This is a genomic window from Streptomyces sp. NPDC058664, assembly GCF_042716635.1.
GTDB lineage: Bacteria > Actinomycetota > Actinomycetes > Streptomycetales > Streptomycetaceae > Streptomyces.
In genome coordinates this window covers 40829-65553 of record NZ_JBHXRW010000045.1, presented here as the reverse complement: position 1 = coordinate 65553, position 24725 = coordinate 40829, and the positions used below count along the sequence as shown (strand labels likewise).

At 74.4% G+C, this 24725-nt stretch carries 25 protein-coding genes and 1 pseudogene; 12 read left to right on the top strand and 14 right to left on the bottom strand.

Annotated features, from left to right (window positions below; all coding sequences use genetic code 11):
* Window positions 1-125 precede the first annotated feature (125 nt).
* From ACFWUY_RS29880 to ACFWUY_RS29865, 4 genes are read right to left on the bottom strand one after another with little or no spacing between them, the layout of a single operon-like run.
* Window positions 126-1283 carry an acetyl-CoA C-acetyltransferase gene (locus tag ACFWUY_RS29880; protein ID WP_384116618.1) on the bottom strand — a complete coding sequence of 386 codons (1158 nt, stop codon included), beginning with the start codon at window positions 1281-1283 and terminating at the stop codon, window positions 126-128.
* 33 nt (window positions 1284-1316) lie between these two features.
* The gene (locus ACFWUY_RS29875) at window positions 1317-1910 is read right to left on the bottom strand and encodes a TetR/AcrR family transcriptional regulator (protein ID WP_384116615.1); all 594 of its coding nucleotides are present in this window, start codon (window positions 1908-1910) and stop codon (window positions 1317-1319) included.
* On the bottom strand, window positions 1907-2695 hold the full coding sequence (locus ACFWUY_RS29870; protein WP_384116612.1) for an SDR family oxidoreductase: 789 nt from the start codon (window positions 2693-2695) through the stop codon (window positions 1907-1909). The genes ACFWUY_RS29875 and ACFWUY_RS29870 overlap by 4 nt, the downstream gene beginning before the upstream one ends.
* Window positions 2692-3858 (bottom strand): acyl-CoA dehydrogenase family protein, encoded by a 1167-nt coding sequence (locus ACFWUY_RS29865; protein ID WP_384116609.1) that lies wholly within the window; start codon window positions 3856-3858, stop codon window positions 2692-2694. Before ACFWUY_RS29865 ends, ACFWUY_RS29870 begins: the two co-directional genes overlap by 4 nt.
* A 45-nt stretch (window positions 3859-3903) precedes the next feature.
* Between ACFWUY_RS29865 and ACFWUY_RS29860 the strand changes: the two genes are divergently transcribed.
* The 6 genes from ACFWUY_RS29860 to ACFWUY_RS29835 all read left to right on the top strand — a co-directional run bounded on the left by ACFWUY_RS29860 (window position 3904) and on the right by ACFWUY_RS29835 (window position 9928).
* Window positions 3904-4758 carry an enoyl-CoA hydratase gene (locus ACFWUY_RS29860; protein WP_384116607.1) on the top strand — a complete coding sequence of 285 codons (855 nt, stop codon included), beginning with the start codon at window positions 3904-3906 and terminating at the stop codon, window positions 4756-4758.
* Window positions 4758-5927, top strand: coding sequence for an acyl-CoA dehydrogenase family protein (locus ACFWUY_RS29855; RefSeq protein ID WP_384116604.1), 1170 nt, complete (start codon window positions 4758-4760; stop codon window positions 5925-5927). The genes ACFWUY_RS29860 and ACFWUY_RS29855 overlap by 1 nt, the downstream gene beginning before the upstream one ends.
* Window positions 5927-6916, top strand: coding sequence for an acyl-CoA dehydrogenase family protein (locus ACFWUY_RS29850; RefSeq protein ID WP_384116602.1), 990 nt, complete (start codon window positions 5927-5929; stop codon window positions 6914-6916). The genes ACFWUY_RS29855 and ACFWUY_RS29850 overlap by 1 nt, the downstream gene beginning before the upstream one ends.
* A gap of 166 nt (window positions 6917-7082) precedes the next feature.
* A complete protein-coding gene (locus ACFWUY_RS29845) occupies window positions 7083-8465 on the top strand; it encodes an MFS transporter (protein ID WP_384116600.1) in 1383 nt (460 codons plus the stop codon).
* Complete coding sequence (locus ACFWUY_RS29840) at window positions 8462-9535, top strand: acyl-CoA dehydrogenase family protein (RefSeq protein ID WP_384116598.1); 1074 nt, start codon at window positions 8462-8464, stop codon at window positions 9533-9535. The genes ACFWUY_RS29845 and ACFWUY_RS29840 overlap by 4 nt, the downstream gene beginning before the upstream one ends.
* A gap of 39 nt (window positions 9536-9574) precedes the next feature.
* Entirely contained in the window at window positions 9575-9928 is a 354-nt protein-coding gene (locus tag ACFWUY_RS29835; protein WP_384116596.1) for a M20/M25/M40 family metallo-hydrolase, read from the top strand.
* A gap of 8 nt (window positions 9929-9936) precedes the next feature.
* Here ACFWUY_RS29835 and ACFWUY_RS29830 read toward each other — a convergent pair whose 3' ends face one another.
* Both ACFWUY_RS29830 and ACFWUY_RS29825 read right to left on the bottom strand, forming a co-directional pair.
* Window positions 9937-11298 carry a peptide ligase PGM1-related protein gene (locus tag ACFWUY_RS29830; RefSeq protein ID WP_384116593.1) on the bottom strand — a complete coding sequence of 454 codons (1362 nt, stop codon included), beginning with the start codon at window positions 11296-11298 and terminating at the stop codon, window positions 9937-9939.
* Window positions 11276-11665, bottom strand: a complete 390-nt coding sequence (locus ACFWUY_RS29825) for a hypothetical protein (RefSeq protein WP_384116590.1) — start codon at window positions 11663-11665, stop codon at window positions 11276-11278. The genes ACFWUY_RS29830 and ACFWUY_RS29825 overlap by 23 nt, the downstream gene beginning before the upstream one ends.
* 163 nt (window positions 11666-11828) lie before the next feature.
* Between ACFWUY_RS29825 and ACFWUY_RS29820 the strand changes: the two genes are divergently transcribed.
* Complete coding sequence (locus tag ACFWUY_RS29820; protein WP_384116588.1) at window positions 11829-12572, top strand: phosphodiesterase; 744 nt, start codon at window positions 11829-11831, stop codon at window positions 12570-12572.
* A 58-nt stretch (window positions 12573-12630) separates the two neighbouring features.
* Here the strand turns inward: ACFWUY_RS29820 and ACFWUY_RS29815 are convergent, their stop codons facing one another.
* From ACFWUY_RS29815 to ACFWUY_RS29785, 7 genes and pseudogenes are all read right to left on the bottom strand, one after another.
* Entirely contained in the window at window positions 12631-14190 is a 1560-nt protein-coding gene (locus ACFWUY_RS29815) for a PP2C family protein-serine/threonine phosphatase (RefSeq protein ID WP_384116585.1), read from the bottom strand.
* A gap of 53 nt (window positions 14191-14243) precedes the next feature.
* Window positions 14244-14507: pseudogene (locus ACFWUY_RS29810) on the bottom strand (ornithine decarboxylase); the annotation flags it as partial.
* A gap of 200 nt (window positions 14508-14707) precedes the next feature.
* On the bottom strand, window positions 14708-15502 hold the full coding sequence (locus tag ACFWUY_RS29805; protein WP_384116625.1) for a metallophosphoesterase: 795 nt from the start codon (window positions 15500-15502) through the stop codon (window positions 14708-14710).
* Window positions 15503-15537: 35 nt separating this feature from the next.
* Window positions 15538-15789, bottom strand: a complete 252-nt coding sequence (locus ACFWUY_RS29800; protein ID WP_384116583.1) for a BON domain-containing protein — start codon at window positions 15787-15789, stop codon at window positions 15538-15540.
* A gap of 101 nt (window positions 15790-15890) precedes the next feature.
* Window positions 15891-17294: an FAD-dependent oxidoreductase gene (locus tag ACFWUY_RS29795; protein WP_384116581.1), complete on the bottom strand. Its 1404-nt coding sequence runs from the start codon at window positions 17292-17294 to the stop codon at window positions 15891-15893.
* 55 nt (window positions 17295-17349) lie between these two features.
* Window positions 17350-18027, bottom strand: a complete 678-nt coding sequence (locus ACFWUY_RS29790; protein WP_384116578.1) for an HAD family hydrolase — start codon at window positions 18025-18027, stop codon at window positions 17350-17352.
* Between the two features lie 66 nt (window positions 18028-18093).
* Window positions 18094-18762 (bottom strand): SRPBCC family protein, encoded by a 669-nt coding sequence (locus ACFWUY_RS29785; protein WP_384116576.1) that lies wholly within the window; start codon window positions 18760-18762, stop codon window positions 18094-18096.
* 207 nt (window positions 18763-18969) lie between these two features.
* Here ACFWUY_RS29785 and ACFWUY_RS29780 point away from each other — a divergent pair, with 207 nt between their 5' ends.
* The 5 genes from ACFWUY_RS29780 (at window position 18970) to ACFWUY_RS29760 (ending at window position 22589) form a co-directional block, all read left to right on the top strand.
* Window positions 18970-19710: a HemK2/MTQ2 family protein methyltransferase gene (locus ACFWUY_RS29780; RefSeq protein WP_384116573.1), complete on the top strand. Its 741-nt coding sequence runs from the start codon at window positions 18970-18972 to the stop codon at window positions 19708-19710.
* A 115-nt stretch (window positions 19711-19825) separates the two neighbouring features.
* A complete protein-coding gene (locus ACFWUY_RS29775) occupies window positions 19826-20197 on the top strand; it encodes a CDGSH iron-sulfur domain-containing protein (RefSeq protein ID WP_384116571.1) in 372 nt (123 codons plus the stop codon).
* Window positions 20194-21261, top strand: a complete 1068-nt coding sequence (locus ACFWUY_RS29770) for an iron-containing redox enzyme family protein (RefSeq protein ID WP_384116568.1) — start codon at window positions 20194-20196, stop codon at window positions 21259-21261. The genes ACFWUY_RS29775 and ACFWUY_RS29770 overlap by 4 nt, the downstream gene beginning before the upstream one ends.
* A gap of 61 nt (window positions 21262-21322) precedes the next feature.
* Window positions 21323-21802: an Lrp/AsnC family transcriptional regulator gene (locus ACFWUY_RS29765; protein WP_384116565.1), complete on the top strand. Its 480-nt coding sequence runs from the start codon at window positions 21323-21325 to the stop codon at window positions 21800-21802.
* Between the two features lie 160 nt (window positions 21803-21962).
* On the top strand, window positions 21963-22589 hold the full coding sequence (locus tag ACFWUY_RS29760; RefSeq protein WP_384116562.1) for a DinB family protein: 627 nt from the start codon (window positions 21963-21965) through the stop codon (window positions 22587-22589).
* Between the two features lies 1 nt (window position 22590).
* Here ACFWUY_RS29760 and ACFWUY_RS29755 read toward each other — a convergent pair whose 3' ends face one another.
* The gene (locus ACFWUY_RS29755) at window positions 22591-24651 is read right to left on the bottom strand and encodes a SpoIIE family protein phosphatase (protein ID WP_384116560.1); all 2061 of its coding nucleotides are present in this window, start codon (window positions 24649-24651) and stop codon (window positions 22591-22593) included.
* Window positions 24652-24725: the final 74 nt, after the last annotated feature.

Below are 24725 nucleotides of genomic sequence, written 5' to 3'. Positions count from 1 at the left end.
GGGCGGGGCCCCCCCCCCGGCCCCCGGGCCGTCGCGCGGGCCCGGGCTCCCGGGTTCCCCCCCCTCGACTCCCTTCCCCCGCGGGGGGCCCCCCCCCCGGCGGCCTTCCGTCGTCCGTCCCCGCGTCAGAGCCGCTCGATGATCGTCACGTTCGCCTGGCCGCCGCCCTCGCACATCGTCTGCAGGCCGTAGCGGCCGCCCGTGCGCTCGAGTTCGTGCAGCAGGGTGGTGGCGAGCTTGGTGCCGGTCGCGCCGAGCGGGTGGCCCAGGGCGATGGCGCCGCCGTTGACGTTGACCTTCTCCGGGTCGGCGCCGGTCTCCTTCAGCCAGGCCAGGACGACCGGGGCGAACGCCTCGTTGATCTCCACCAGGTCGATGTCGTCGATCGTCATCCCGGCCTTCTTCAGCGCGTACGCCGTCGCCGGGATCGGGGCGGACAGCATGCGGATCGGGTCCTCGCCCCGTACGGACAGGTGGTGCACGCGGGCCCGCGGCGTCAGGCCGTGCTCCCGTACGGCACGCTCCGAGGCGAGCAGCATCGCCGAGGCCCCGTCGGAGACCTGGGAGGAGACCGCGGCGGTCAGCCGGCCGCCCTCCACCACCGGTCGCAGGGCGGCCATCTTCTCCAGGGTGGTGTCGCGGCGCGGGCCCTCGTCGGTGGTCACGTCCCGGTAGGGCACGATCTCGCGCGCGAAGCGGCCCTCGTCGATGGCCCGGATCGCCCGCCGGTGCGAGCGCAGCGCGAACTCCTCCATGTCGCGGCGGGAGACGTCCCACTTGCTCGCGATGAGCTCGGCGCCGTGGAACTGGTTGACCGGCTGGTCGCCGTAGCGGGCCCGCCAGCCCTCGGATCCGGCGTACGGCCCGTCGGTGAGGCCGAGGGGCTCGGCGGCCTGGCGGCTGGCGAAGGCGATGGGGACCTGGGACATGTTCTGGACGCCACCCGCGACGACGAGGTCCTGGGTGCCGGACAGGACGCCCTGGGCGGCGAAGTGCAGGGCCTGCTGGGAGGAGCCGCACTGCCGGTCCACGGTCACGCCGGGCACCTCCTCGGGCAGTCCGGCGGCCAGCCAGCAGGTGCGGGCTATGTCGCCGGCCTGCGGGCCGACGGTGTCCAGGCAGCCGAGGACGACGTCCTCGACGGCGACCGGGTCGACGCCCGAGCGTTCCATCAGCGCCTTCAGCACGTGCGCTCCGAGGTCGGCCGGGTGGACGGCGGACAGTCCGCCGTTCCGCCTGCCGACCGGGGTGCGTACCGCGTCCACGATGTATGCCTCGGCCATGGCCACTCCTTCTTCGATGTCCACGATGTCATGTCATATGCGGATACGAACGGCTATCCCGTCCAGGACCATGGAGAGGTACTGGCGGGCGATCTCCTCGGGGCTGTGCCGGCCGCCGGGCCGGTACCAGGACGCGGCGACCCAGACGGTGTCGCGGACGAACCGGTAGGTGAGGCGGATGTCGAGGTCGGCGCGGAAGTCCCCGGCCCCGACGCCGCGCTCCAGGGTGCCGAGCCAGGCCTTCTCGAACCTGTGCCGCGCGTCGGCGAGGTAGCCGAAGCGCGGCTGGTCCTGGAGGTGGCGGGACTCCTTCTGGTAGATGGCGACGGCGGCGCGGTGCCGGTCGATCTCGCGGAAGGACTCGGTGACCAGGGCCTCGATGGTCTCGCGGGGCCCGAGACCGGCGGCGAGCACGGCGTCGTACCGGCCCCACAGCTCACTCAGGAAGGCCGAGAGGATCTCGTCGAGCATCGACTCCTTGGAGTCGAAGTGGTAATAGAGGCTGCCGGCGAGCATCCCGGCCGCGTGGGCGATCTCGCGGACGGTGGTGGCGTCGTAGCCCTGGGCGGCGAACACCTCGGCGGCGGTGTCGAGGAGCTCCCGGCGCCGCTCGGGCGCGGGTCTCACGGATGCCGGCTGCTGACCGAGAGGACTTCCCCCGTCAGGTACGAGGAGTAGCCGCTGGCGAGGAACACGATCACGTTGGCGATCTCCCAGGGTTCGGCGTGGCGCCCGAACGCCTCGCGGGAGGTCAGCTCCTCGAGGAGTTCGGCGCTCGTGACCTTCACCAGGTGCGGGTGCATGGCCAGGCTCGGGGACACGGCGTTGACCCGCACCCCGTACGCGGCGGCCTCCAGGGCGGCGCAGCGGGTGAGCGCCATGACGCCGGCCTTGGCGGCGGCGTAGTGGGACTGCCCCTTCTGGGCCCGCCAGCCGATCACCGAGGCGTTGTTGACGACGACGCCGCCGGCGCCCGCGGCCTTCATGCGGCGCAGGGCGGCGCGGGTGCAGCGGAAGGTGCCGTTCAGGGTGACGTCGAGGACCTTGTCCCACTGTTCGTCGGTCATGTCGACCAGGTCTGCGGTCCCGCCGAGGCCCGCGTTGTTGACGACGATGTCGAGGCGCCCATGGCGCTCCACCGCGAGGTCGAACAGGGCGGCGACCTGCGTCTCGTCGGTGACGTCGCAGGGCAGGGCCGCGACGCGGTCCGCGCCGAACTCCGCGGCGAGCTCCGCCTCGGACTCCTTCAGCCTGCGGGCGTGCGCGTCGGAGACGACGACCCGCGCTCCTTCCTCCAGGAGGCGTCTGGCGGTCGCGCCGCCGATCCCGGCGCCCGCGGCGGCGGTGACGACGGCGGTGCGGCCGGCGAGCAGCCGGTGGCCCGGGACGTAGGGGGGTGGTGTGCCGCTCACGGGCGGGCCTCCTTGGGCAGGCCGAGGACGCGCTCGGCAATGATGTTCCGCTGGATCTCGTTGGAACCGGCGTAGAGGGTGTCGGAGCGGGAGAAGAGGAACAGCCGCTGCCAGTCGGTGAGGTCGTACGGCTCGCCGGCCGCGAGCATTCCGTCGGCGCCGCAGACGTCCATGGCGAGCTCGCCGAGCTCCCGGTGCCAGGTGGCCCAGAAGATCTTCCCGATGGAGGCCTCGGGGCCCGGGGCCCCGGCCGCGGCTCCGCCGAGCATGCGCAGGGCGTTGAACCGTATGGTCTCCAGACCGATCCAGGCGCGGGCGATCCGGTCGCGGATCAGTGGGTCCCCGGCCGCGCCGTTGCGTCTGGCCAGTGCGATGACGGCCTCCAGTTCGCGGCGGAAGCCGACCTGCTGACCGAGGGTGGACACGCCCCGCTCGAAGCCGAGGGTGGCCATGGCCACCCGCCAGCCGTCGCCGGGGGCGCCGACGATGTGGGAGCCGTGGGTGCGGGCCCCGTCGAAGAACACCTCGTTGAACTCGGAGGTCCCGGTCAGCTGGACGATCGGCCGTATCTCCACACCGGGCTGGTCCAGCGGGACGAGCAGGTAGGACAGGCCCCGGTGGCGGGTGGACCCGGGCTCGGTGCGGGCGACGACGAAACACCAGTCGGCCTCGTGCGCGAGTGAGGTCCACACCTTCTGCCCGGTGACGACCCACAGGTCGCCGTCGCGCTCGGCGCGGGTCCTTACGTTCGCCAGGTCGGAGCCGGCGTCCGGCTCCGAGTAGCCCTGGCACCACAGTTCCTCGACGGCGACGATCGGCGGGAGGAAGCGCGCGCGCTGCTCCGGGGTGCCGAAGGCGATGAGGGTGGGTCCGAGGAGCTGTTCGCCGATGTGGTTGACGCGGGCGGGCGCGTCGGCGAGGGCGTACTCCTCGTGGAAGGCGACCTGCTCTTCGAGGGTCGCGCCGCGCCCTCCGTACTCCTTCGGCCAGCCCACGCAGGTCCATCCGGCGGCGGCCATGTACCGCTCCCAGGCGAGGCGTTCGGGGTGCGCCTCGTGTTCCCGCCCGGGGCCGCCGCGCCCGCGCAGGGCGGCGAACTCTCCGGTGAGGTGGGAGCGCAGCCAACCGCGGACCTCTCTGCGGAACTCCTCGACGTTGCTCATGGCCGTACGTTAACCTACCAAACACTTGTTAGGGAAGGAGGGCGGATGTCCGCTGCCCGCACCACGTCCACAGCGCCCGTCCGATACGAACGCCGCGGCCCCGTGGCCGTGGTCACGATGGACCGGCCCCACTACCGCAACGCCCAGAACTCCGCGATGACCTACGCCCTCGACCGGGCCTTCTACCGCGCCGCCGACGACGACGAGGTCAAGGTCGTCGTGCTCGCCGGAGCGGGAAGGCACTTCTCCGCCGGCCACGACATAGGCACCCCCGAGCGGGACGCCCACCTGCCGTTCGACCGCACGGCGGGACTCTGGTGGGACCACTCGGACAAGGAAGGGGCGGAGAGCCGCTTCGCCCGCGAGTCCGAGGTCTACCTCGGCATGTGCCGGAGATGGCGCGAACTGCCCAAGCCCATGGTCGCCTCGGTCCAGGGCGCCTGCGTCGCCGGCGGCCTGATGCTCGCCTGGGTGTGCGACCTCATCGTCGCCGCCGACGACGCGTTCTTCGCCGACCCGGTCGTCCGCATGGGCATCCCCGGCGTCGAGTACTTCGCCCACCCGTGGGTGATGCCGCCACGGATCGCCAAGGAGTTCCTCTACACCGGCGACCGGATGAGCGCCCGGCGCGCCTACGAGGTCGGCATGGTCAACCGGGTCGTCCCGGCCGGGGAACTGACGGAACGCACCATGGAACTGGCGGACAGGATCGCCGAGATGCCCCGCATGGGCCTCGCCCTGACCAAGCGCGCCGTCAACCAGGCCGAGGACCTCCAGGGCATGCACACCGGCATCGACTCGGTCTTCGGGCTGCACCACCTCGCGCACGCCCACAACGCCGAGACCTCCCCCGACGCGCTCGGCGGCATGGACATCGGCGCCATGAAGGCGGGATCCTGATGGACCTCGACTTCTCCGCGGCGGAGGACGCCTTCCGGGCCGAGGCCCGCGCCTGGCTCACCGCCCACGTGCCCGCGACCCCCCTGCCCTCCCTGGAGACGGAGGAGGGCTTCGCCGCCCACCGGACATGGGAGCGGACCCTGTTCGACGACCGCTGGTCGGCGGTCTCCTGGCCCGAGGAGTACGGCGGCCGCGGCACCTCGATCCTCCAGTGGCTGGTCTTCGAGGAGGAGTACTACGCCGCCGGCGCACCCGGCCGGGTCAGCCAGAACGGCATCAACCTGCTCGCCCCCACCCTCTTCGAGCACGGCACCGACGAGCAGCGCGCCCGCGTGCTCCCCGCCATGGCGAGCGGCGAGGTCATCTGGGCCCAGGCCTGGTCCGAACCGGAGTCCGGCTCCGACCTCGCCTCGCTGCGCTCCACGGCCGTACGGACCGACGGCGGCTGGCGCCTGAGCGGCCAGAAGACCTGGTCGTCCCGGGCGGCCTTCGCCGACCGCGCCTTCGGCCTCTTCCGCAGCGACCCCGGCGCGGCGAAGCCGCACCAGGGCCTGACGTACCTGATGTTCCCGCTGGACGCCGACGGGGTGACCGTACGGCCCGTCGGACGGCTCGACGGCAAGCCCGCCTTCGCCGAACTCTTCCTCGACGGCGTGTTCGTGCCCGACGAGGACGTGATCGGCGCGCCGGGTCAGGGCTGGCGGGTCGCGATGAGCACGGCGGGCAACGAGCGGGGGCTGACCCTGCGCAGCCCCGGCCGGTTCACGGCGGCCGCCTCACGCCTTACCGCGCTGTGGCGGGAGAGCGCCGACCCGTCCGACACCGCCCTGCGCGACCGGGTCGCCGACGCGGTCATCGGCGCCCGCGCCTACCGCCTGTTCGCGTACGCGGGCGCCTCACGCCTCGCCGCCGGCGGCTCCATCGGCGCCGAGTCCAGCCTCAACAAGGTCTTCTGGTCCGAGCTCGACATCGCCCTCCACGAGACGGCGCTCGACCTGCTCGGCCCGTACGGCGAACTGTCCGACACGGCCACGGACGCCCCCGCGCACGGCAGCTGGGCCGAAGGCCACACCTTCTCCCTCGCCGGACCCGTCTACGCCGGCACCAACGAGATCCAGCGCGACATCATCGCCGAGCGGCTGCTCGGCCTCCCGAAGGGACGCCGGTGATGCGGTTCCTCCTCGACGACGAACAGAGCGAGTTCGCCCGCTCCCTCGACGGCATGCTCGCGGTCGCCGACACCCCGGGGGCCGCACGGGCCTGGGCGGCCGGGGACAGCGCGCCCGGCCTGGCGCTCTGGTCACGGCTCGCGGAAGCGGGGGTCTTCGCCCTCGCCGTACCGGAGCGGCACGACGGCCTCGGCCCGCTGCCGGTCGAACTGGCCGTCGCCTTCACGGAGCTGGGCCGTCACGCCGTGCCGGGACCGGTGGTCGAGACGGTCGCCGCCGCCGCCCTCCTCGACCGGCTGGGGGAGGAGGAGACCGCCACGGCGTGGCTGCCGCGGATCGCCGCGGGGAAGGCGGTCGTCTCCCTCTGTGTGCCGGCCGCCGGCAGCCCGTACGCCCTGGACCCGGACACCGCCGACGCCGTACTCGTCGTCGAGGGCGACACCGTGCGCCTGGCGGAGGCCACCGGCCCCGTCCAGCCGTCGGCCGACCCCGTGCGCCGGCTGGCCCGCCCCCTCGGCGGCACCGTCCTGGCGCGGGGCCCCGCCGTGGCCGCCGCGGCCGCGCACGCCACCGAGGTCGCGGCCCTGGCCACCGCCGCCCAGTCCCTCGGTCTCGGCCGCGCCCTGCTCGACCGCACCGTCGCGTACGTCGGGCAGCGCACCCAGTTCGGGGTCCCCATCGGCTCGTTCCAGGCGGTCAAGCACCGGCTGGCCGACACGCTCATCGCCCTGGAGTTCGCCCGGCCCCTGCTCCACTCGGCCGCGCTGGCCCTGGCGCGGGGAGCGGACCGGAGCTCCGCCGAGGTCGCCGCGGCGAAGGTCACGGCGGGCGAGGCCGCGTACGCAGCCGCCCGCACGGCCCTGCAGCTCCACGGCGCCGTCGGCTACACCGAGGAACTGGACCTGGCGCTGTGGATCCGCAAGGCCCGCCCGCTCCGCGACGCCTGGGGCGCCCCCGCGGCCTGCCGCGCCCACGTCCTCACGACCTGAACCGCGCGTGCCCGCTCCTCGAGCCGTGCCCGCTCCTCGAGCCGTGCCCGCTCCCCTGGCCGGGAGCGGGCCCCTGGCCGGGAGCGGGCCCCGCCCTCCCTCACGCGCACAGAACACCTCACCGCTCGTCGATCCCCGACATCCCCACCGCACCCGGGAGTCAGCCATGTCCCCCGCACCGTCCCCGCACACCCCCGAGAGACCCACGGACCCCGCCCTGTTGCGCAGGGTGGCGCTGTCGAGCCTGCTCGGCACCGTCATCGAGTACTACGACTTCCTCCTCTACGGCACCATGGCCGCCCTCGTCCTCGGCCGGTTGTTCTTCCCCGAGTCCGACCCCACCGTCGGCACGATCGCCGCGTTCGGGACCCTGGCCGCCGGATACGTGTCGCGGCCGCTCGGCGGAGCCGTCTTCGGGCACTTCGGCGACCGGCTCGGCCGCAAGTCCATGCTCGTCCTGACGATGGTCCTCATGGGCGTGGCGAGCTTCCTGATCGGTGTCCTTCCGACGTACGGGACCATCGGCGTCGCCGCTCCCGTCCTGCTTGTGCTGTTCCGCCTCGTCCAGGGCATCGCCATCGGCGGGGAGTGGGCCGGCGCGACGCTCATGGTCGTCGAGCACGCCGCCCCGGAGCGGCGCGGGCTGTGGAGCGGTGTGATGCAGATGGGGTCACCGATCGGCTTCCTGCTCTCCACGCTTGCGGTGACGCTCACCTCGCTGCTTCCCCGTGAGGACTTCCTGGCCTGGGGGTGGCGCGTCCCGTTCCTGTTCAGCGCGGTGCTCCTCGGCATCGGTCTGTACGTGCGCCTCACCATCACGGAGAGCCCGCTGTTCCGGCAGGCGGCCGAGCGGACCGGAGACACCGGCGACGTGTCGCCCGGCGTGCCGCTCGCGCAGGTGCTGCGCAGGCCCCGGAACCTGGTCCTCGCCTGTGCCGTGGGCATCGGCCCCTTCGCCCTGACCGCGCTGATCAGCACGTACATGCTCACCTACGCCACGACCATCGGCTACGCCACCTCCGAGGTGATGACCGGCCTCCTCTTCACCTCGGTCGCGGGCCTCGTGACCATTCCGCTCTTCTCCGCGCTCTCCGACCGCGTCGGCCGCCGCGCCGTCGTGACGGGCGGCGCGGCGGGCGCCGTCCTGCTCGCCTTCCCGGTCTACACCCTGGTCGACACCCGGTCCCCCGCCCTGCTGGTCCTCGGCATGGTCATCGGCCAGGTGGCGCAGTCGGCGATGTACGCGCCGCTCGGGCCCCTGCTGTCCGAGATGTTCGGCACCCGCGTCCGCTACACCGGCGCGTCCCTCGGCTACCAGCTGGCCGCGTTGATCGGGGGCGGGTTCACCCCGCTGCTCGCCGGCGTCCTGCTCTCCGACGGCGCCCGGAGCGCTCCGCTGGCGGTGCTCGCCGTCGTGTGCGGGCTCGTGACCGCGCTGGCCGTCCGGCGCATCGCCGAGACCCGGGGCCGGGACCTGTCGGAGGAGGACCCGCGGGCGTCGGGCGAGCGGCCCCGTACCCGCCCAGGACCGAAAGGAGCAGAGGCGTGAGGCTGACGGAGGAACAGGAAGAACTGCGTTCCGCTGTACGGGCGTTGCTCGGACGCCACCCGGGCGGGGCGGCCTGGGGGCCGCTGACCGGGCAGATCGGCGTCGCGGGACTCGCGGTCCCCGAGGAGTACGGCGGCGCGGGCTGCGGGGCCGTGGAGGTCCATGTGGTGATGGAGGAACTGGGGCGCGAGCTGAGCCCCGTCCCCTGTCTCGGCTCCGCGGTGCTCGCGGTACGGGCGCTGCTCGCCTCGGGCGACGGGGCGGCGTGCGCGCGGCTGTTGCCGGAACTGGCCTCGGGTGCCCTGGTGGGGACCCTGGCGTGGGCCGAGCGCGGTTCGTGGGACCCGTCGGACGTACGGGCCGGGGCCGTCCCCGGGCCCGGCGGGACCTGGCGGGTCACCGGCGTCAAGGACCACGTCCTGGACGGAGCGGGAGCCGGGCTCCTGCTCGTGGCCGCCCGCACGGCGGCGGGGGTCTCGCTCTTCGAGGTTCCCGGGGACGGCGCCGGCGTGGACCGCGCGGCGGTGGTGACGATGGACACCGGCCGCGCGCAGGCGCGCGTGACGCTCACGGCGGCGGAGGGCCGGCTCGTCGGAGCGGAGGGGGACGGCGACCGGGTACTGCGGCACGTACTGGACCTGGCCTGCGCGGCGCTCGCCGCCGAACAGGTCGGCGCCGCCTCCCGCTGTCTCGAACGCACGGTCGCCTACGTCGGGGAACGCGTCCAGTTCGGCCGGCCCATCGGCTCCTTCCAGGCCGTCAAGCACCGGCTCGCGGACGCGTACGTGCTGGTGGAAGCGGCGCGCTCGGCCGCGCTCGGCGCCTCCTTCGCGGCCGCGGCGGATTCACCGGAGCTGCCCCGGCTCGCGGCGGCCGCCAAGTCGGCCTGCTCGGAGGCGTTCTCGACGGTGGCGGGCGAGATGATCCAGCTGCACGGCGGCATCGGCATCACGTGGGAGCACGACGCCCACCGCTACTTCAAGCGCGCGCACGGCTCGGCCCAGCTCTTCGGCCCGCCGGCCCGGCACCGCGCCCGACTGGCGGCCGGCCTGGGGCTGACCCCGGCGTGACCACCCGCGGTCCGGGGAGCGCTCCGGCCTCCCCGGGCCGTGGCTCGTGGGAGGCCGGCGGGCGGGCGGCACCCCGGCTTCGCCTACGACCTGAGCGTCTCCCCGACCCTCTCCGACCCGTACCGGACGCCTCCCGACGACCCCGCGCTCGCCGCGCTCACCCGCGCGGTCGGCCACGCCTACGGCTCCCCGGCCCGGCTCATCGGCAACGGCGGCGCCGCCCCCGCCGCGCAACTGGCCCGCGCCTGCGACGCCCCCGTGCTCTTCTTCGGTACGGGGCTGCCGGGGGACCGCCGGCACGGCCCGGACGAGAGGGCCGAGCTCCGGGCCCTCCGGCTCGGGATCCGGACGCTCGCCGCGTTCCTCGGAGACCTGCCGACCGCCGTGCGCTGACGGCTCCCTCACGGAACACCGGACCAGGCGGACCGCAGCAGCTCCTCGTACCGCGCCACGCCGGCACGGTTCTCCGCGATCACCGCGTAACGCCAGGTCAGTCCGTCCGGCGGCGCCCCCGCGTACAGGACGACGCCTTCGCCGCGCGCGGGGTCGAAGGCGATCCGGCCGGTACGCAGCCGCTCCACGGCCTCGCCGAAGCCGAAGGAATACGGCGCGGGGGCCCGCAGCCTGCCCGTCGCCCAGCTCGGCGAACCCGGTCCGGCCCCGACTCCGGCCCCGGCTCTGGTCCCGGCCCCGGCTCTGGTCCCGGCCCCGGCTCCGCTCCCGGCGGTGAGGCGGGCCGCCATGGCGTGCGGGGTGGTCGTGGCCGTACGCCGCACGTTGCTCTCGCCCGCGAAGACCTCGCCGTCGGCCGACACCATCGCGTCGATGGCGAAAGGCCCCGCGTACCCGTGCTCCGCGAGGAAGCGGCCCAGCGCGCACCCCCACGACTCCAGCGTCGCCCCGATCTCCGCCCCGGAGGTCAGGGGCGACAGATAGCCCGTGAAGCAGCCGTCCACGGTCCTCATCTCGCCGCTGAACAGCGGCCTGGTCCCGGCCGGCCCCGTCTCCATCTGGATGCTCACCGACCGCGTCACCTCGATCCGCTCCTCGACCACCCACAGCCCCTCCGTCCCGCCCACCGGGGGAAGGTCGCCGGGGACCCAGGGGGCCGCCGTCGGGAGGAAGAGCAGACCGTGGCCGCCCGCCGACCGGTCGGGTTTGACCACGACCCGTCCGTGCGAGCCGAGCAGTTCCCCGACGGCGGACGCCACCCCGGCACGACGGCTGACGCGGCCGTCCGGCAGCCGCATGCCCAGCGCCCCCGCCACCCGCCGGAACCCGGCCTTCGTGTTGAGCAGCCGGGTCACCTCGAGGGCGGCCGCGGCCGCCTCCGCCGAGGCGTACGGGGCGACGGGGACGCCGAGCCCGCGCGCCAGGCCGACCGCCGCGGTGTCCAGGGCCGTGGGGAGGACCGCGGCCACGGAGCGGCCCGCGGACGCCCCGCGCACCGCCTCGACGGCCGCTCGGTGCGGGCCGCGCGCGCCCGCCGACACGAAGGCCTCCGGCAGGTGGAGCACCGTCACCGACTCCCGGGGGACGCCGGTCAGGGCGCAGGCGTACGCCAGGAACGCCTCACCGACCGGCACCGGTGTCACGAGGACGTCGCCCGGGCGCAGCAGCCACACCTCGCGGGGCGCCTGTTCCGCCCAGGCGCCGAGCACCTCCCGCTCGTCCAGGTCGACGGCGAGGTCGGAGACGAGGTTCGCGTAGAGGACCTGGAGGCCGGAGCGGCCGGTCGCGTCACCCCGCACGCCGGAGTCCACGCACCCGTCCGTCGCCCACGCGGCCCGCCTTGCACCAGGCCACCAGCCACGCCGTCTCCTTGGCCGCGTCCATCAGGTACGTCGCGGGGATCCGCCGGCGCGGTACGTACACCAGGTCGATGGCGAGGAACGTCACCGCCGTGCCGACACCGACACGGCGTGCGTGACGCACGCCCTCGGGGCCCGGTCCGGCCGGCAGCATGCTGATGCCCGCCGAGGCCAGCAGGGCGCCGCTCGTCCTCTGCAGCCAGTCGTCGGTCTTGGGTCCGTAGACCCGTTCGAACGTGCGCAGCGAGACCAGCGGCCACACGCCGCCCACCAGGTTGAACAGTCCCTGCGCTCGCGCCACTGTCGATGGACGGGGCATCGCCGCCTCCTCGGTCCGGTCACGTCCTGCCGTGCGGATGCCCTGGCCACGCCCGTTCATACGGAGGACCGGGTGCGGGAGACCGGCCGGCGGGGACCAGGCGCGCCGGGGGCGAGTCAACCGGCGTCGCCGGGGTAGGCGGCGGGACATGAGTACGGGCCGCATGCGTATGGGCCGCGGGACGTCCCGCGCGCACCTGGATCACCCCCACCCGGGCCACCTCGACCTCCTCGCCTTCCGTACGGCACGGACCGTCGCCCGGCGGCGGGGCGCCCGGCCCGCCCTGCATCCCCACGGGGTGGTGCTGGCCGGCCGCCTCGTCGTGCCCGACCACCGGATCCGCTGGGACGTGCCGTGGCTCGACCGGCCGGGGGCGTACCGGGTGACGGCGCGGTGGTCCCGGGCCGCCGGGCTGCCCCGGCCGCTGCCCGACGGTCTCGGCCTCGCGCTGCGGGTGGAGGACGCCGACGGGCCGGGCCGTGCTCTGGAGCTGCTCCTCACCAGCAGCGGACACGGCCGGTGGACCCGGCACCTGCCGCTGCCGCGCCGGTCCGCCACCGCCGGCCCCTACAGCACGCTCCTGGACTACGTCGTCGGCGACCACCGGGGCGTGGTGGCCGCGTTCCCGGTGCCGGGGACCGCGCGGGTGCCCGCCGACCCCGGCGCGATGGGGGCCGCGCCGGCCGGCCGGTCCGTGGCGTTCGAACTCGGGGTCGGGGCGGCGACCGGCTGGTGGCCCCTGGCCCGGCTCACCCTCCTCCGGGAGGAGGCCTCCCGGAGCGGGCGCGCGTTCGACCCGTACGAGAACTGCCTGCCCGGATTCCGTCCCGTCGACCGCCTCCGTACGCTGCGGGCGGCCGCGTACGCGGGGTCCCGGGCCGGGCGGTCCGGCGGACGTCCTGGCTGAGGACGCCCGAGGACGCCGCCACCCGCCCGGCCGGAGCCGTTCGGACGCTTCGGATTCTTCAGACGCTGATGTGCATCACGCAGATGTCGTCGCGCCGGGTGTCCGGGTCGACGAGTGCGTCGAGGACGTCGTCCAGGAGGCGTTCGTCGCCGCTGTGTCCGGCCGCCGTACGGGCGAGCCGGGCGAGACCCTCGTCGAGGAGCTGCCCCGGCGCCTCGACCAGACCGTCCGTGAAGAACAGCAGCTGGTCCCCGGGCAGCAGACGGATCGTCGACGAGTCGTACCGCGCCGCGGTCGTGGCGCCGAGCAGGACGCCGGTGGGCGAGGTCAGATAGCGGGCCTCGCCCCCGCGCAGCAGCAGGGGCGGCAGATGGCCGGCCTGCACCCAGGTGAGGAGTTCCGTGGCGGGCTCGTAACACGCCATGATCACCGTGGCGGTGTTGAAGGCCCGCTCCGCGCTGTGCCACAGGAGCGTGTTCAGCCGGGCGAGGATCGTGGCGAGCGGCGTTCCGGTGATCGCCATGCCCTTGGCGGTGAAGCGCAGCTGGGCCATCGTGGCCACGGCGTCGAGCCCGTGACCCGCCACGTCGCCGACGACGAGCAGCGCGCTGCCGTCGGGGAGTTCGATGGCGCTGTACCAGTCCCCTCCGACGTTGAGGCCCTCCTGGTGGGGCAGGTAGGCGACGTCGACGGTGAGGCCCGCCAGACACAGCGACTGCTGGGGAAGCGGCAGCAGGGCGTGCTGGAGCCGGGCCGCGAGGGCGCGTTCGGCCGCCAGCCTGCCCTGCTGCGCCAGGACGGTCCGCTCGTGTCCGAGCAGTCGCTCCTCGGCGAGCGCCCAGGCGGTGACGTCCTGGAAGAAGCCGTGGACCTCGATCGGGATGCCGTGGACGTCCGTCTCCGCCTCCGCGACGAGCCGGACGTGCCGGACGTCGCCGCCGTCCGTGGTGACGCGGAAGGTGTGGTCGACGGGCCGTCCGTCCCCGAGGAGGCGCCGGACGCCCGCACCCAGCGCGGCGAGGTCCTCGGCCACGGCGTGGCCGGGCAGCTCGTCCAGTGTCAGCGGGCCGAGGGACGGATCCCGGCCGACGACGCCGTAGGCCTGTTCCGACCAGGAGACGGTGTTCTGCACGAGGTCCCAGTTCGCCCAGCCCATGTCCCCCAGGCGCTGCACGACCTCCAGCCGTCGCTGCTCGCGTTCCTCGCCGCCGAGGCGTACCCAGGAGACGACGAGACCTCCCGGGCAGGCCGCCGCACGGACGGCGAAACGGGAACGGCGAAGGGTTCCGGCGAGCGTCTCCTCGTACTCGAACGGCTCGCCGTCGTAGCGGACTCCGCTCTCCAGGGTTCCGAGGTATCCGCGCCACAGGTCGGTGTCCCGCACGCCCGGATACGTCTCCAGGACGCTGAGTCCCACCAGTTCCGTGCCCCTGCGGCCCTCGACGTCGAGCGCGTCGGGCGAGGCCGCGGCGACCTGGAAGTCCTCGACGGCGCCGTCCGCCCCGACGAGCGGCACGAGGAAGACCGCCGAGCCGGGGAGGCCGTCGAGGATCTCCTGGACCATGGACTGGACCGTGGGCGCCGTGAGGGCGGGGGCTCGCGCTCCTTCGGCCGTCATGGGACGAGCATGCCACGGCTGGACGACGGCCCCGCGGACGGTTCCCCGCGCGTTCACCCGGTCGCCTCCGCGCGGGCCACGACGCGGAGCGTGCGGACGGAGGCGTCGGCCGCGTCCGGGATGGGCATCCCGTGGTCGACGCCGCTGCGCAGGTAGTCCACGACCTCGTCCGTGATGACCTCGCCCGGTGCGATCACGGGCACGCCGGGCGGGTACGGGGTGATCAGCTCGGCCGCGACGCGGCCCCCCGCGCGCTCCGCCGGCACGTGTTCCGCCTCGGCGAAGAACGCGTCGCGCGGCAGCATCGCCTGCTCCAGCACCGGGGCACGTGACCGGTCCATCGTTCCTCCTTGGCCGTACGGCGCGCGTCGGCGGCCGCCCCCCCGGTGGGGAGCGGCCGTTCGGGTCCTCCCCACGTCTTGCCCGTCCCCGCCGCCGGAAACATACGGGCCTCCGCGGGCGGGAACGGGGGCGGCCTCGGCCGGAGCCGGGCGGGAGCGGGCGAGCGCGCGCGGCCTCAGCCGGGCGTGCGCGTCGCAGCGGCCGCCTCCGGCACGGGTTCCGTACGCCCGGGGCCCGTCGCGGCCGGGGCGAGCGGCAGGTGGTAGAGGGCGAACGCCCTGCGGATGACGGGCTGGGCGACGTTCCGGACGCGTACCCCCGCGGCCGTCATGCCGTGTTCCGTGCCCAGGTGGGCGTGGCCGTGCACCGCGAGGTCGGCGCCGGACTCGTCGATGGCCTCCGCGAGGAGGTAGCTGCCGAGGAAGGGGTAGATCTCCACCGGTTCGCCGGCGAGCGTGTCGGGCACGGGCGAGAAGTGGGTGAGGGCGATCCGTGCCCCGCAGCCGTCGGCGGCCAGCTCGGCGAGGGCCCTGCGCAGGCCGTCGGCGCCCCGGCGGGTCGCGAGGACGAAGTCCTTCATCTCGCGTTCGCCGAACTCACCGGCGCTGCGGCCCGCGAACCCGCCGCAGAACCCCTTCGCCCCCGCGATGCCCACGTGTCCCCCGGCCACCGGCAGGACGACGCTCTCGCCCTCCAGGACGGTGACGCCCGCGTCGGTGAGGACGCGGGCGACGTCCGTCTCCTGCTCGGAGTGGTAGTCGTGGTTACCGAGCACGGCGACCACGGGGACGCCCAGGTCGCGTACCTCCTCGGCCACGACCTCCGCCTCGGCGACCGTGCCGTGGCGGGTGAGGTCGCCGGCGAGGAGGAGGACGTCCGCGCACCCGGGCAGGGTCTCGAAGGAGGGACGCAGCAGGCCGTGACAGTCGGGGCCCAGGTGGATGTCACCCACCGCGGCCACCCGGACCACGGCGCCGTTCTGCTTGCCGGGGGAGGTCGGGAAGGTCACAGCAGCTCCTCGGGTCGGTCGGGGGGATCCGCGCAGACGGTCTGGAGGTCCGCGCGGACCGGGATGTCGGCGAGTTCCTCCTCGGCGATCCGCAGGATCTCGTCACGGCGGTCGGCCGTGGGGACGGTGCCCGTCAGGAGGACGACCGCCCCGCGCACCTCGATCCGCACACCGAGCTCGGCCACCTCCTCGCGCGCGAGCCGGTCTCTCAGCCGGGCGATCCGGTACTCGCTCTCTCCGGTGCTCATCGTGTCCCTCCGTCCTTGTCCCGTCGGCGTCCTTGCCCCCGCCGGGGTCTCTCGTCCCCGTGGCGTCCTCGTCCCGTCGGTGTCCTCGCCTCCGCCGGCGGTCATTTCTTGAGGGGGCGGGTGGCCGGGCCCTGGAGCACCGTGCCGTCGTGGGCGAAGCGGGAGCCGTGGCAGGGGCACTCCCACGTCTGCTCCGCGTCGTTGAACCCCAGCTCGCACCCCATGTGCGTACAGCGCCGGCCGGCCCGCAGGCCCGCCACGAAGTGGCGGGCCACGGTGGACTGGTGCCGTGCCACGCCGGGGAGCTCCCGGGCGGGCAGCCTCCGCCGCGGGTCGACGAGCTCCGTCCAGGCCGGACGTGGCGCGCCGGTCAGGTGCGCGGTGAGCAGCCGGCCCGCGGCGACCCCGTTGCTGAGGCCCCATCCGCCGAAGCCTGTGGCGACGTAGACGTGCTCGGTGTCGGGGTGTTCGTGTCCGATGCAGGGCAGCCCGTCGGGGGTGTGGACGTCCTGGGCCGCCCACCGGTGGACCGTCGGCGCCTCGGCGAAGCCGGGCAGGTGCCCGCGCGCCCAGTCCTCGAGACGTGCGTACCGCGCGCGTACGCCCCCGCTGCCCGGTTCGAACCCCTCGCCGGCGACGATCAGCAATCGCCTGCCCTCGCCCAGGGGCGCGGTGCGGACCGACCGGGTGCCGTGCTCCGCTGTCAGGTACATCCCGTACGGGGCGTGGCGTTCCTCGACGGCGGCGGCGACGACGAGTTCGCGTTGCAGGGAGAGCCGCGCCAGCAGGGTGAGGTGGCAGCGGAGCGGGAAGTGGGTGGCGAGGACGACGTCACGGGCGTGGACCGTGATGCCGCCCTTCACGGTGAGACGGCAGTCGGTGCCTTCGTGGAGGCCGGTGACGCGGGTGTTCTCGTGGACGCGCCCGCCGTGGGCGACGAGGTCGTCGGCGAGGCCGAGGAGGAACCTGCGCGGATGGAACTGCAGTTGGTCCTCCACCCGGACGGCGGCCGCCACGGAGTAGGGAAGCCCCGTGTCGGTCACCGTGGTGGCCCGCAGGCCCGCCGCCGAGGCGGCGGCCGCCTCGGCCCTGATCCTGTCCACGTTGTCCTGGTCGAGGGTGTACGTGTACGCGGGGCGGCGTTCGAGCTCCGCGTCGATGCCCAGTTCGTCGCAGAGCCGCACCACGTCGCGCAGGGCGTTCTCCTGGGCGTCGGCGTACAGGGCCGCCGCCTCCGCGCCCTGGCGACCGCGCAGGCTTTCGTAACGCATCCCCTGCAGGGACGTCAGCTTGCCCGTGGTGTGCCCGGTCACCCCGGCGGCGATCCGGCCGGCTTCGAGGACGACCACGTCCCGTCCGGCGCGCGCCAGTTCGCGGGCGGTGCAAAGCCCGGCGATGCCGCCGCCCACCACGACCACGTCGGCGCGGAGGTCACGGTCCAGCGGTGGACGGATGCCCCCGGGTGGTGCCGACTCCATCCAGTACGAGTTCCGGGCTCCGCGCATGATCGCTCCTTTCGGCGGGCTCTCGGGAGTGTCGGCCGGTCGGGCGGTCCGGCGTCTACCCGGAGCCCTCCCGCCCGGTCGTGAACGGGCCGGTGCCGAGGTGGGCGAGGAGGTCGGCCGGGTCGTCGTACACGGCGGCGGCGCCCGCCTCCGTCAGCTCGCCGCGCGGGACTCCGCCGCACAGCAGGCCGACGCCGAGCACCCCGGCGCGGTGTGCGGCCTTCATGTCCCACACGCTGTCGCCGACGAACACGGCACCGTCGGCGTCCCCTTCCACCAGGGAGAGCGCGTGCTCGATCGGGTCCGGGGCCGGCTTTCCCTCGTCGACGTCGTCGGACGTGGCGGTGGCCGTGATGGCGTCGTCCGCGTCCAGGGCCCCGCGCAGCGCGGCGAGTTCCCGGTCCTTGGCGGAGGTCACGAGGACGACCTTCCAGCCGTTCCCGGCCAGTTTCCGCAGCAGGTCCGCCGCGCCGTCGAAGGCGAGGAGCCGTTCGAACCAGGTCCCGTACAGGGCGTCGTGGGCGGCGCTGAGCAGGTCGTCCCGCGAGCGGTCACGGTCGGGGCCGAGCAGGTGCGCGAGGAGGTCCTTCCCCGGCAGGCCGATCGCACGGTGGACGGCGTGCGTGGGGACGCGGTGTCCCTCTTGGCGCAGGGCCTCCCACCAGGCGACGACGTGCAGGGGGTTGGAGTCGACGAGGGTCCCGTCGACGTCGAAGAGGGCGACGCGGTCCATGTCCGGGACATCCCTTCGGGGCCGGGGCCGCCGGCCGGCCGGTCCACCAGCTGGCCGGCCGGTCGGTCAGAGGCGGTCGATGGAGCCGGGCTCGTCCGGCCCTGACGGGAGAGGCCAGGACTCCCGAACGCCTCCCGCGGTCCCGGTCGTTCCGGGGGTTCCTGTCGTACCGGTCGTTCCCGTCGTACCGGGGCCGGCCGTCCCTCCGGGTTCCTGCCGTACCGGTCCGGGGCCCTCGCCCATCGGGCTCCGCCCGGCGTCGGTGGCGGTATCGGCGTCGGCCGGGCGGACACGCCCGCGCCAGCCGCCGGTCTCGTGGCCCCGCTCCTCGATGAAACCCTTGAACCGCTTCAGATCACCCCTGACCCGCCGGTCCAGCAGACCCATCGCGTCGGCGGCCTTCTCCATCACGCCCTCGGTCTCCACGTCCATCGCCAGCCGCACCCGCGTGTGCTCGGCGTCCAGCTGCTGGAAACTCACCGTCCCCACCTGCCGGACGTCGCCCCCGACCGTGCGCCACGTGACCCGCTGGTCGGGCAGCTGGTCGACGATCTCGGTGTCGAACTCGCGCGTCGCCCCCGCCACCTTCGTCCGCCAGTGCAGATGCCGGTCGTCGATCTGACGGACGTCCTCGACACCCTCCATGAAACGCGGGAACTCCTCGAACTGCGTCCACTGGTCGTACACCGTCCGCAGCGGAACGTCCACGTCGATCGTCTCCTCGACCTTGCTCATGGCCCTGCCTCCCGGAAGTCGTCACGGACACTCACGACCGCAACCTCGCGGTCGCCCCGCGCGTACCCGACGACACGCACCTCATGCGCACCCGTCCGGCGGACGGCGGTCGCGGACATGGGCGGACCGCCCGCGTCGCCGGGGACCCGCATGGCGGAGCGGGTCAGGGGTACTCGCGGACCGACCTGAGGAGTGAGGAGACCGAGGATGAGGACAGTGACGACGGACGGCCGGGAAGGGTTCGCGCCGGTGGAAGGGTCTACGCCGGTGGACGACGCGACGCGGATGACGCACGTCCCGAGGATGTGCCGTCTCCCCGGCGTGTACGCGCCCCAGACGGACACCGGCCTGCTCGCGGCACACGTACGACGCGAGCGGCTCCGGCCGGGAGCACGCTCGCTCGACCTGTGTACGGGCACCGGCGCCGTCGCCGTCGTCGCCGCCCGGCACGGCGCCCGGGCCACCGCCGTGGACATCTCGCGGTCCGCGATCACCGTCGCGCGGCTCAACGCCCTGCTGCACCGCTGCTCGATCCGGGTGCTGCGCGGCGACCTGGACGCGCCGGTGCCCCACGAGCGCTTCGACCTGGTCACCGTGAACCCGCCGTACGTGCCGTGCGAGGACGCGGAGGCACCCGCCCGCGGCGCGCGGCGGAGCTGGGACGCCGGGACCGACGGCCGGCTGCTGCTCGACCGGGTCTGCGCCCGCGCCCCGCGGCTCCTGACGCCCTCGGGCGTGCTGCTGCTCGTCCAGTCGTCGCTCTCGGGCGTCGACGCCACTCTGGAGGCGCTCGGGCGGCGCGGGCTCGCGGCCCGTGTCGTGGAGCGTCGTACGGAGACCTTCGGGCCGGTGATGTCGGCCCGTTCCGACTGGTTCGCGGCCCAGGGGCTGATCGCCCCCGGCGCGCGTACCGAGGAGCTGGTGGTGATCCGCGCGTGCCGGCCGTGATTGGGAAGCGGTGCTCCGGGCACTCGCGCGATGTCAGCGAAGTCCATCCGATCGGTGGTGTGTGATGTCTGCTTCCCCGGACGGGAAGGCCCCGAGGGCGGGGACACAGGGCGCGGTGCCCCCCGAGCCGCGACAGGACGGGCGGAACGTCGGCACGGGCCCCGAAAGTGCCGGGGCCCGCACGTCGGCCCCTCGCGTCCAGCTCCTTCCCGAAGGGCCCCTGCTCCTGGAGGGGCCGGCGGACATCGTCATGCCGGACGGGTCGGTGGTCCACTGCGACCGTCCCGTCCTCGCGCTGTGCACCTGTCGGCGGAGCCTGCGGGCGCCGTTCTGCGACACGAGTCACCGCCCGCGCCTCAAGCGCGGTCCCCGCAGGTCCGCGGCACGCGCGCCCCGCCCCCCGGCCGCCGAGGCGGACGGGCGGGCGCCGGGCGACGCGGGCGACCCGGAGCCCGACGGCCCGGCCGAGGAGGCCCGGACGCCATGACCGTCGCCCACCCGCCCACGAAGACCACGTCCGGCGCGCCCGCCTTGCCCGAGGCGCGCGGCGACGTGTCGCACGCCGTACGGAGACGGCTGCTCGGAGGCGGCACCGGGGAGCTGCCGGACGAAGCGGCGATCGCGCGCTCCTCCCCGTACGGGGAGGATCTGCAGCTGGCCCTCCACCTCTGTTACGAGCAGCACTACCAGGGCTACGAGGGGGTGCCGGACACCCTCGAATGGGACGCGGGCCTGCTCGGCGTGCGCGCCCTCCTCGAGCACCGCTTCGAGAGCGCGCTGCGGCACGACTGCCGTGATCACCCCGACGTGGACGAGGCGCTCGCCGTCCTGCTCATGGAACCCGCCGAGGCCACCGGCGTCTCGCACTTCCTGCTCTCCGAGGGGGAGCCGTGGCAGCTGCGCGAGCACGCGGTGCTGCGCTCCGTCACCCAGCTCCGGGAGGCGGACCCGCACCTCTGGGTCGTACCCCGGCTGCGCGGGCGCGCCAAGGCGGCCATGGTGGCGGTCGCCTACGACGAGTACGGCCGCGGGCGGGCGGAACGGATGCACGCCGGGCTCTACGCGGACCTCATGGCCGATCTGGGGCTCGACCCCTCGTACGGGCGCTACGTGGACGCGGCCGGGGCCGAGACGCTCGCGGCCTCGAACCTGATGTCGCTGTTCGGTCTGCACAGGAGGCTGCGCGGGGCGCTCGTGGGGCACTTCGCCGTCCTGGAGATCACCTCGCCGCCGACGGCCTCGCGGCTCGCCACCGCCATGCGCCGGTCCGGGGCGGGGCCGGCCGCGGAGCGGTACTACGACGAACACGTGGAGGCGGACGCCGTCCACGAGCAGGTCGTACGCCGGGACGTCGTGAGCGGTCTCCTCGACGACGAACCGGAACTCGCGCCCGAGGTCTCCTTCGGCATCGCCGCGACCTGTCTCCTCGACGACCGGTTCGACCGGCGCCTGGTCGACGCCTGGTCGCGGGGCGAGAGCGCGCTGCGCGCTCCCTCCCACGGCGAGGGGGACTCCCACGGCGACGGGGAGCGGGTTCTGTACGAGAATTGACCGTTCCGGCCCCCGGCCCCGAGGCCGGACCCGGGTCCGGGGCCGAGGAGGACGGCGGAGCATGGCGGTGGACGAGCTCGACACCCGGATCCTGCGGCTGCTCATCGAGCAGCCGCGGACGAGCGTCCGGGAGTACGCGCGGATCCTGGCGGTGGCGCGGGGCACCGTGCAGGCCAGGATCGACCGGCTGGAACGGGACGGGGTGATCACCTCGACCGGCCCCGTCCTCTCCCCCGCCGCGCTGGGGCATCCGGTGCTCGCCTTCGTGCACGTCGAGGTGACGCAGGGGCACCTGGACGAGGTCGGTGACGCGCTCGCGACCGTGCCGGAGATCGTGGAGGCCTTCTCCATCACCGGCGGCGGCGATCTGCTGACCCGGGTGGTGGCCCGGGACGCCGGGCACCTGGAGGACGTCATCCAGCGGCTGATCCAGGTGCCCGGGGTGGTCCGCACCCGTACCGAGATCGCGCTGCGGGAACGGGTGGCGCACCGGCTGCTGCCGCTGGTCGAGGCGGTGGGGCGGGGGGCGGGCTCGACCTGAGCGCCGTCGCCGCCCCGACGTTCCGCAGCCCCGACGCCCCAGGGGCGCGGGCAGCGGGCAGCGGGCAGCGGGCAGCGGGCGATATTCAGGGGCGGCCGGGGCGGGCCTGTGGCAGGGTGCCGACGCCCTGTCGTCCCCCGCAGAGTTCCGGAGCAGTCCCATGACGGTACCCGCACGGCTCGTCCCCCTCCTCGACCAGTTCGACTTCGCCCGGCGGCGGCTGACCGACCGCATGGCGGGCCCCGTGATGGACAGCGGGAACGGCACGGACGTCGAGGTCGGTCCGATGACCGACGCGGAGCACCTCTGGGAGCCGGGGCCCGGCTGCTGGTCCGTCCGGCGCCGCGCCGACGGTCCGGGGCCCCGCGCCACGCTGCTGACGGGCGTCGGCGACTGGGGCCGGGACACGGCGCCGCCGCCGCACCCCACGCCGCCCCCGTTCACGACGATCGCCTGGCGGCTCAGCCACCTCAGCGAGATGCTCGCGCTGCGCGCCGACCACACGAACGGCGGTCACCGCCTGACCCGCGACGACCACCCGGCCGGCGGAGACGTCGCGAGCGCCCTCACCGCGTTCGACACCGCGGCCGACGCCTGGCGGGCGGCCCTGCTGTCCGCCGACGACACGGCGCTCGACACCGTCGGGTACAGCACGTACCCGCACGGCAGCGACCCGGAGGACCCCTTCGTGGAGATCGTCTGGTGGGTGAACCAGGAGCTCCTGCACCACGGGGCGGAGATCGCCCTGCTCCGGGACCTCTACCGGCTCCAACACCCGGCGGGCTGACTCAGCGGGTGGTACGGGCGAGCAGCATCGCCACGTCGTCCTGCGCGGGTCCCGAGAGGAGCCGCCCCAGGATCTCGTCGCACAGCGTGTCCAGGGGACGGTCGAGGTGCCGGAGCGCCCGGCCGAGCTGGCGCATCCCCTCGTCGAGGTCGCGGTCGCGGGCCTCGATGAGACCGTCCGTGTAGAGCACGAGCAGACCGCCGGGGGGCAGGGACACCTCCTCCGTGCCGAAGTCGTGGGCGCCGGTGCCCAGTGGTGTACCCGGTGGTCCGTCGAGGAAGCTGACGGTGCCGTCCGGGGTCGCGACCGCCGGCGGCAGATGGCCGGCGCGGGCGATGACCCAGCCGCCGGTGGCCGGGTCGTGGACGGCGTACACACAGGTCGCCATCGTGTCCTCGCCGAGGTCGGCCACGACGGCGTCGAGGGAGCTCAGCATCCGCGCCGGCGGGATGTCGTGGCGGGCCAGGGTCCGTACCGCCGTGCGCAACTGCCCCATCACGGCGGCCGCGTGGATGCCGTGTCCCATGACGTCGCCGATGACGAGACCCGTCCTGCCACCCGGCAGGGCGATGGCGTCGAACCAGTCGCCGCCGACGTCATGGGCGCTCGCGGGCAGATAGCGGCCGGTGAGTTCGAGGCCGGTGACGACGGGCAGCGCGCTGTTGGTGAGGCTCCGCTGGAGGGTGAGGGCGGCCTCCCGCTGGGTGGTGTAGAGCCGGGCGTTGTCGATGTTGAGCGCGGCGCGGGCCACGATCTCGTCGATGACGACGCAGTCCTGGGCGTCGAAGGGCTCGCGGGTCCGCAGCCGGGTCACCGTCACCGCGCCGAGCACCTTGCCGCGGGCCACCAGGGGGACGAGCCGTGCCGATCCGATGCGGGTGGCGAAGTACGTGCGGAGCGCCTCGGTGCGCGGATCGGTGAAGAGCTCCGGGATGTCCGACGTGTAGAGGTCGGTGGGACGGCCGCGGGCCACGGCCTGCTCGTACACGGAGTTCAGCGGGATCTGGAAGGTCTGCCCCGGGACGAGCACCGACGTGGGGGCCGTGGGGTCGGGGAAGCGGGCCGCGAGGCGCCGCAGCACCCCTCGCGTGGAGGCCGCCGGGTCGTCCGGCTCGAGGACGGACTCCAGCATCTGCACGTCCGCCGAGTCCGCGAGCTGCGGCACGAGGAAACGTACCGCCTCCTCCGCCGTCTGCTTCAGGTCCAGGGTGGTGCCGATCCGGGCACCGGCCTCCGCGAGCAGCGCGAAGCGGTGCCGGGCCAGCTCGACCTCGCTGTGCGCCTCCTGGCTCTCGGTGATGTCGACGAGGGAGGCGATCAGTCCCAGGGACCGCCGGTCCGTGCGGTCGATCAGCGGGGCGTACGAGCAGGACCAGATGTGGTCGCGTTCGGGGTCGGCGGGGGTACGGCCGACCCGCCGGGCGTCGACGACGGCGTGGCCGCTCTCCAGGACCTGCCGCATCAGGGCTTCGAGCGAGTCGGCGTTGACGCCCGGCACGACCTGGGTGAGACGGCGGCCCACGTGCTCGGCCGCCGCCACCCCGTTCATCCGGGCCAGGGCGTCGTTGACGCGCAGGAACCGCAGGTCGGGGCCGAGGAGGGCGAGGCCGATCGGCGACTGGGTGAAGAGGCTCTCCATCGCCGCCAGGTTCTCCCGCATGCGCAGGACCTCGGAGGTCTCCACCGCGATGAGCATCGCCCCCGGCCGCCCGTCCGGGTCGGCGGCCGGCACGATCCACATCTCCATGGCGACCGTGTGGCCGTCCTTGTGCCGGACGGGAAGCGTGCCGACCATGGTCTCGCCCGCCTGCACCCGGTGGGTGAGCCGCTCGGCGAGTTCGCGGTTGGCGTCCGGGACGAGGAGCGGGGCGGCGAGCCGTCCGAGGACGTGCTCGGGGCGGTGGCCGAGAAGGTCCTGGGCGGCGAGCGACCACTCGACGATGTGACCCCCGGCGTCCTCCCGCCACAGGGCGATCGGCAGCAGCTCACGGAGCACGCCCGCGTCCCCGACGGCCGCCCGGGGCGGCTGCGGAACCCTGCTCGACGACTGGTGAGTCTCCAACGCATCGACCTACGCATCGGCCCGGCCCCGGGGGGCGCATTCCCTATCGAATCACCCTAGCCGAGGACCTGACG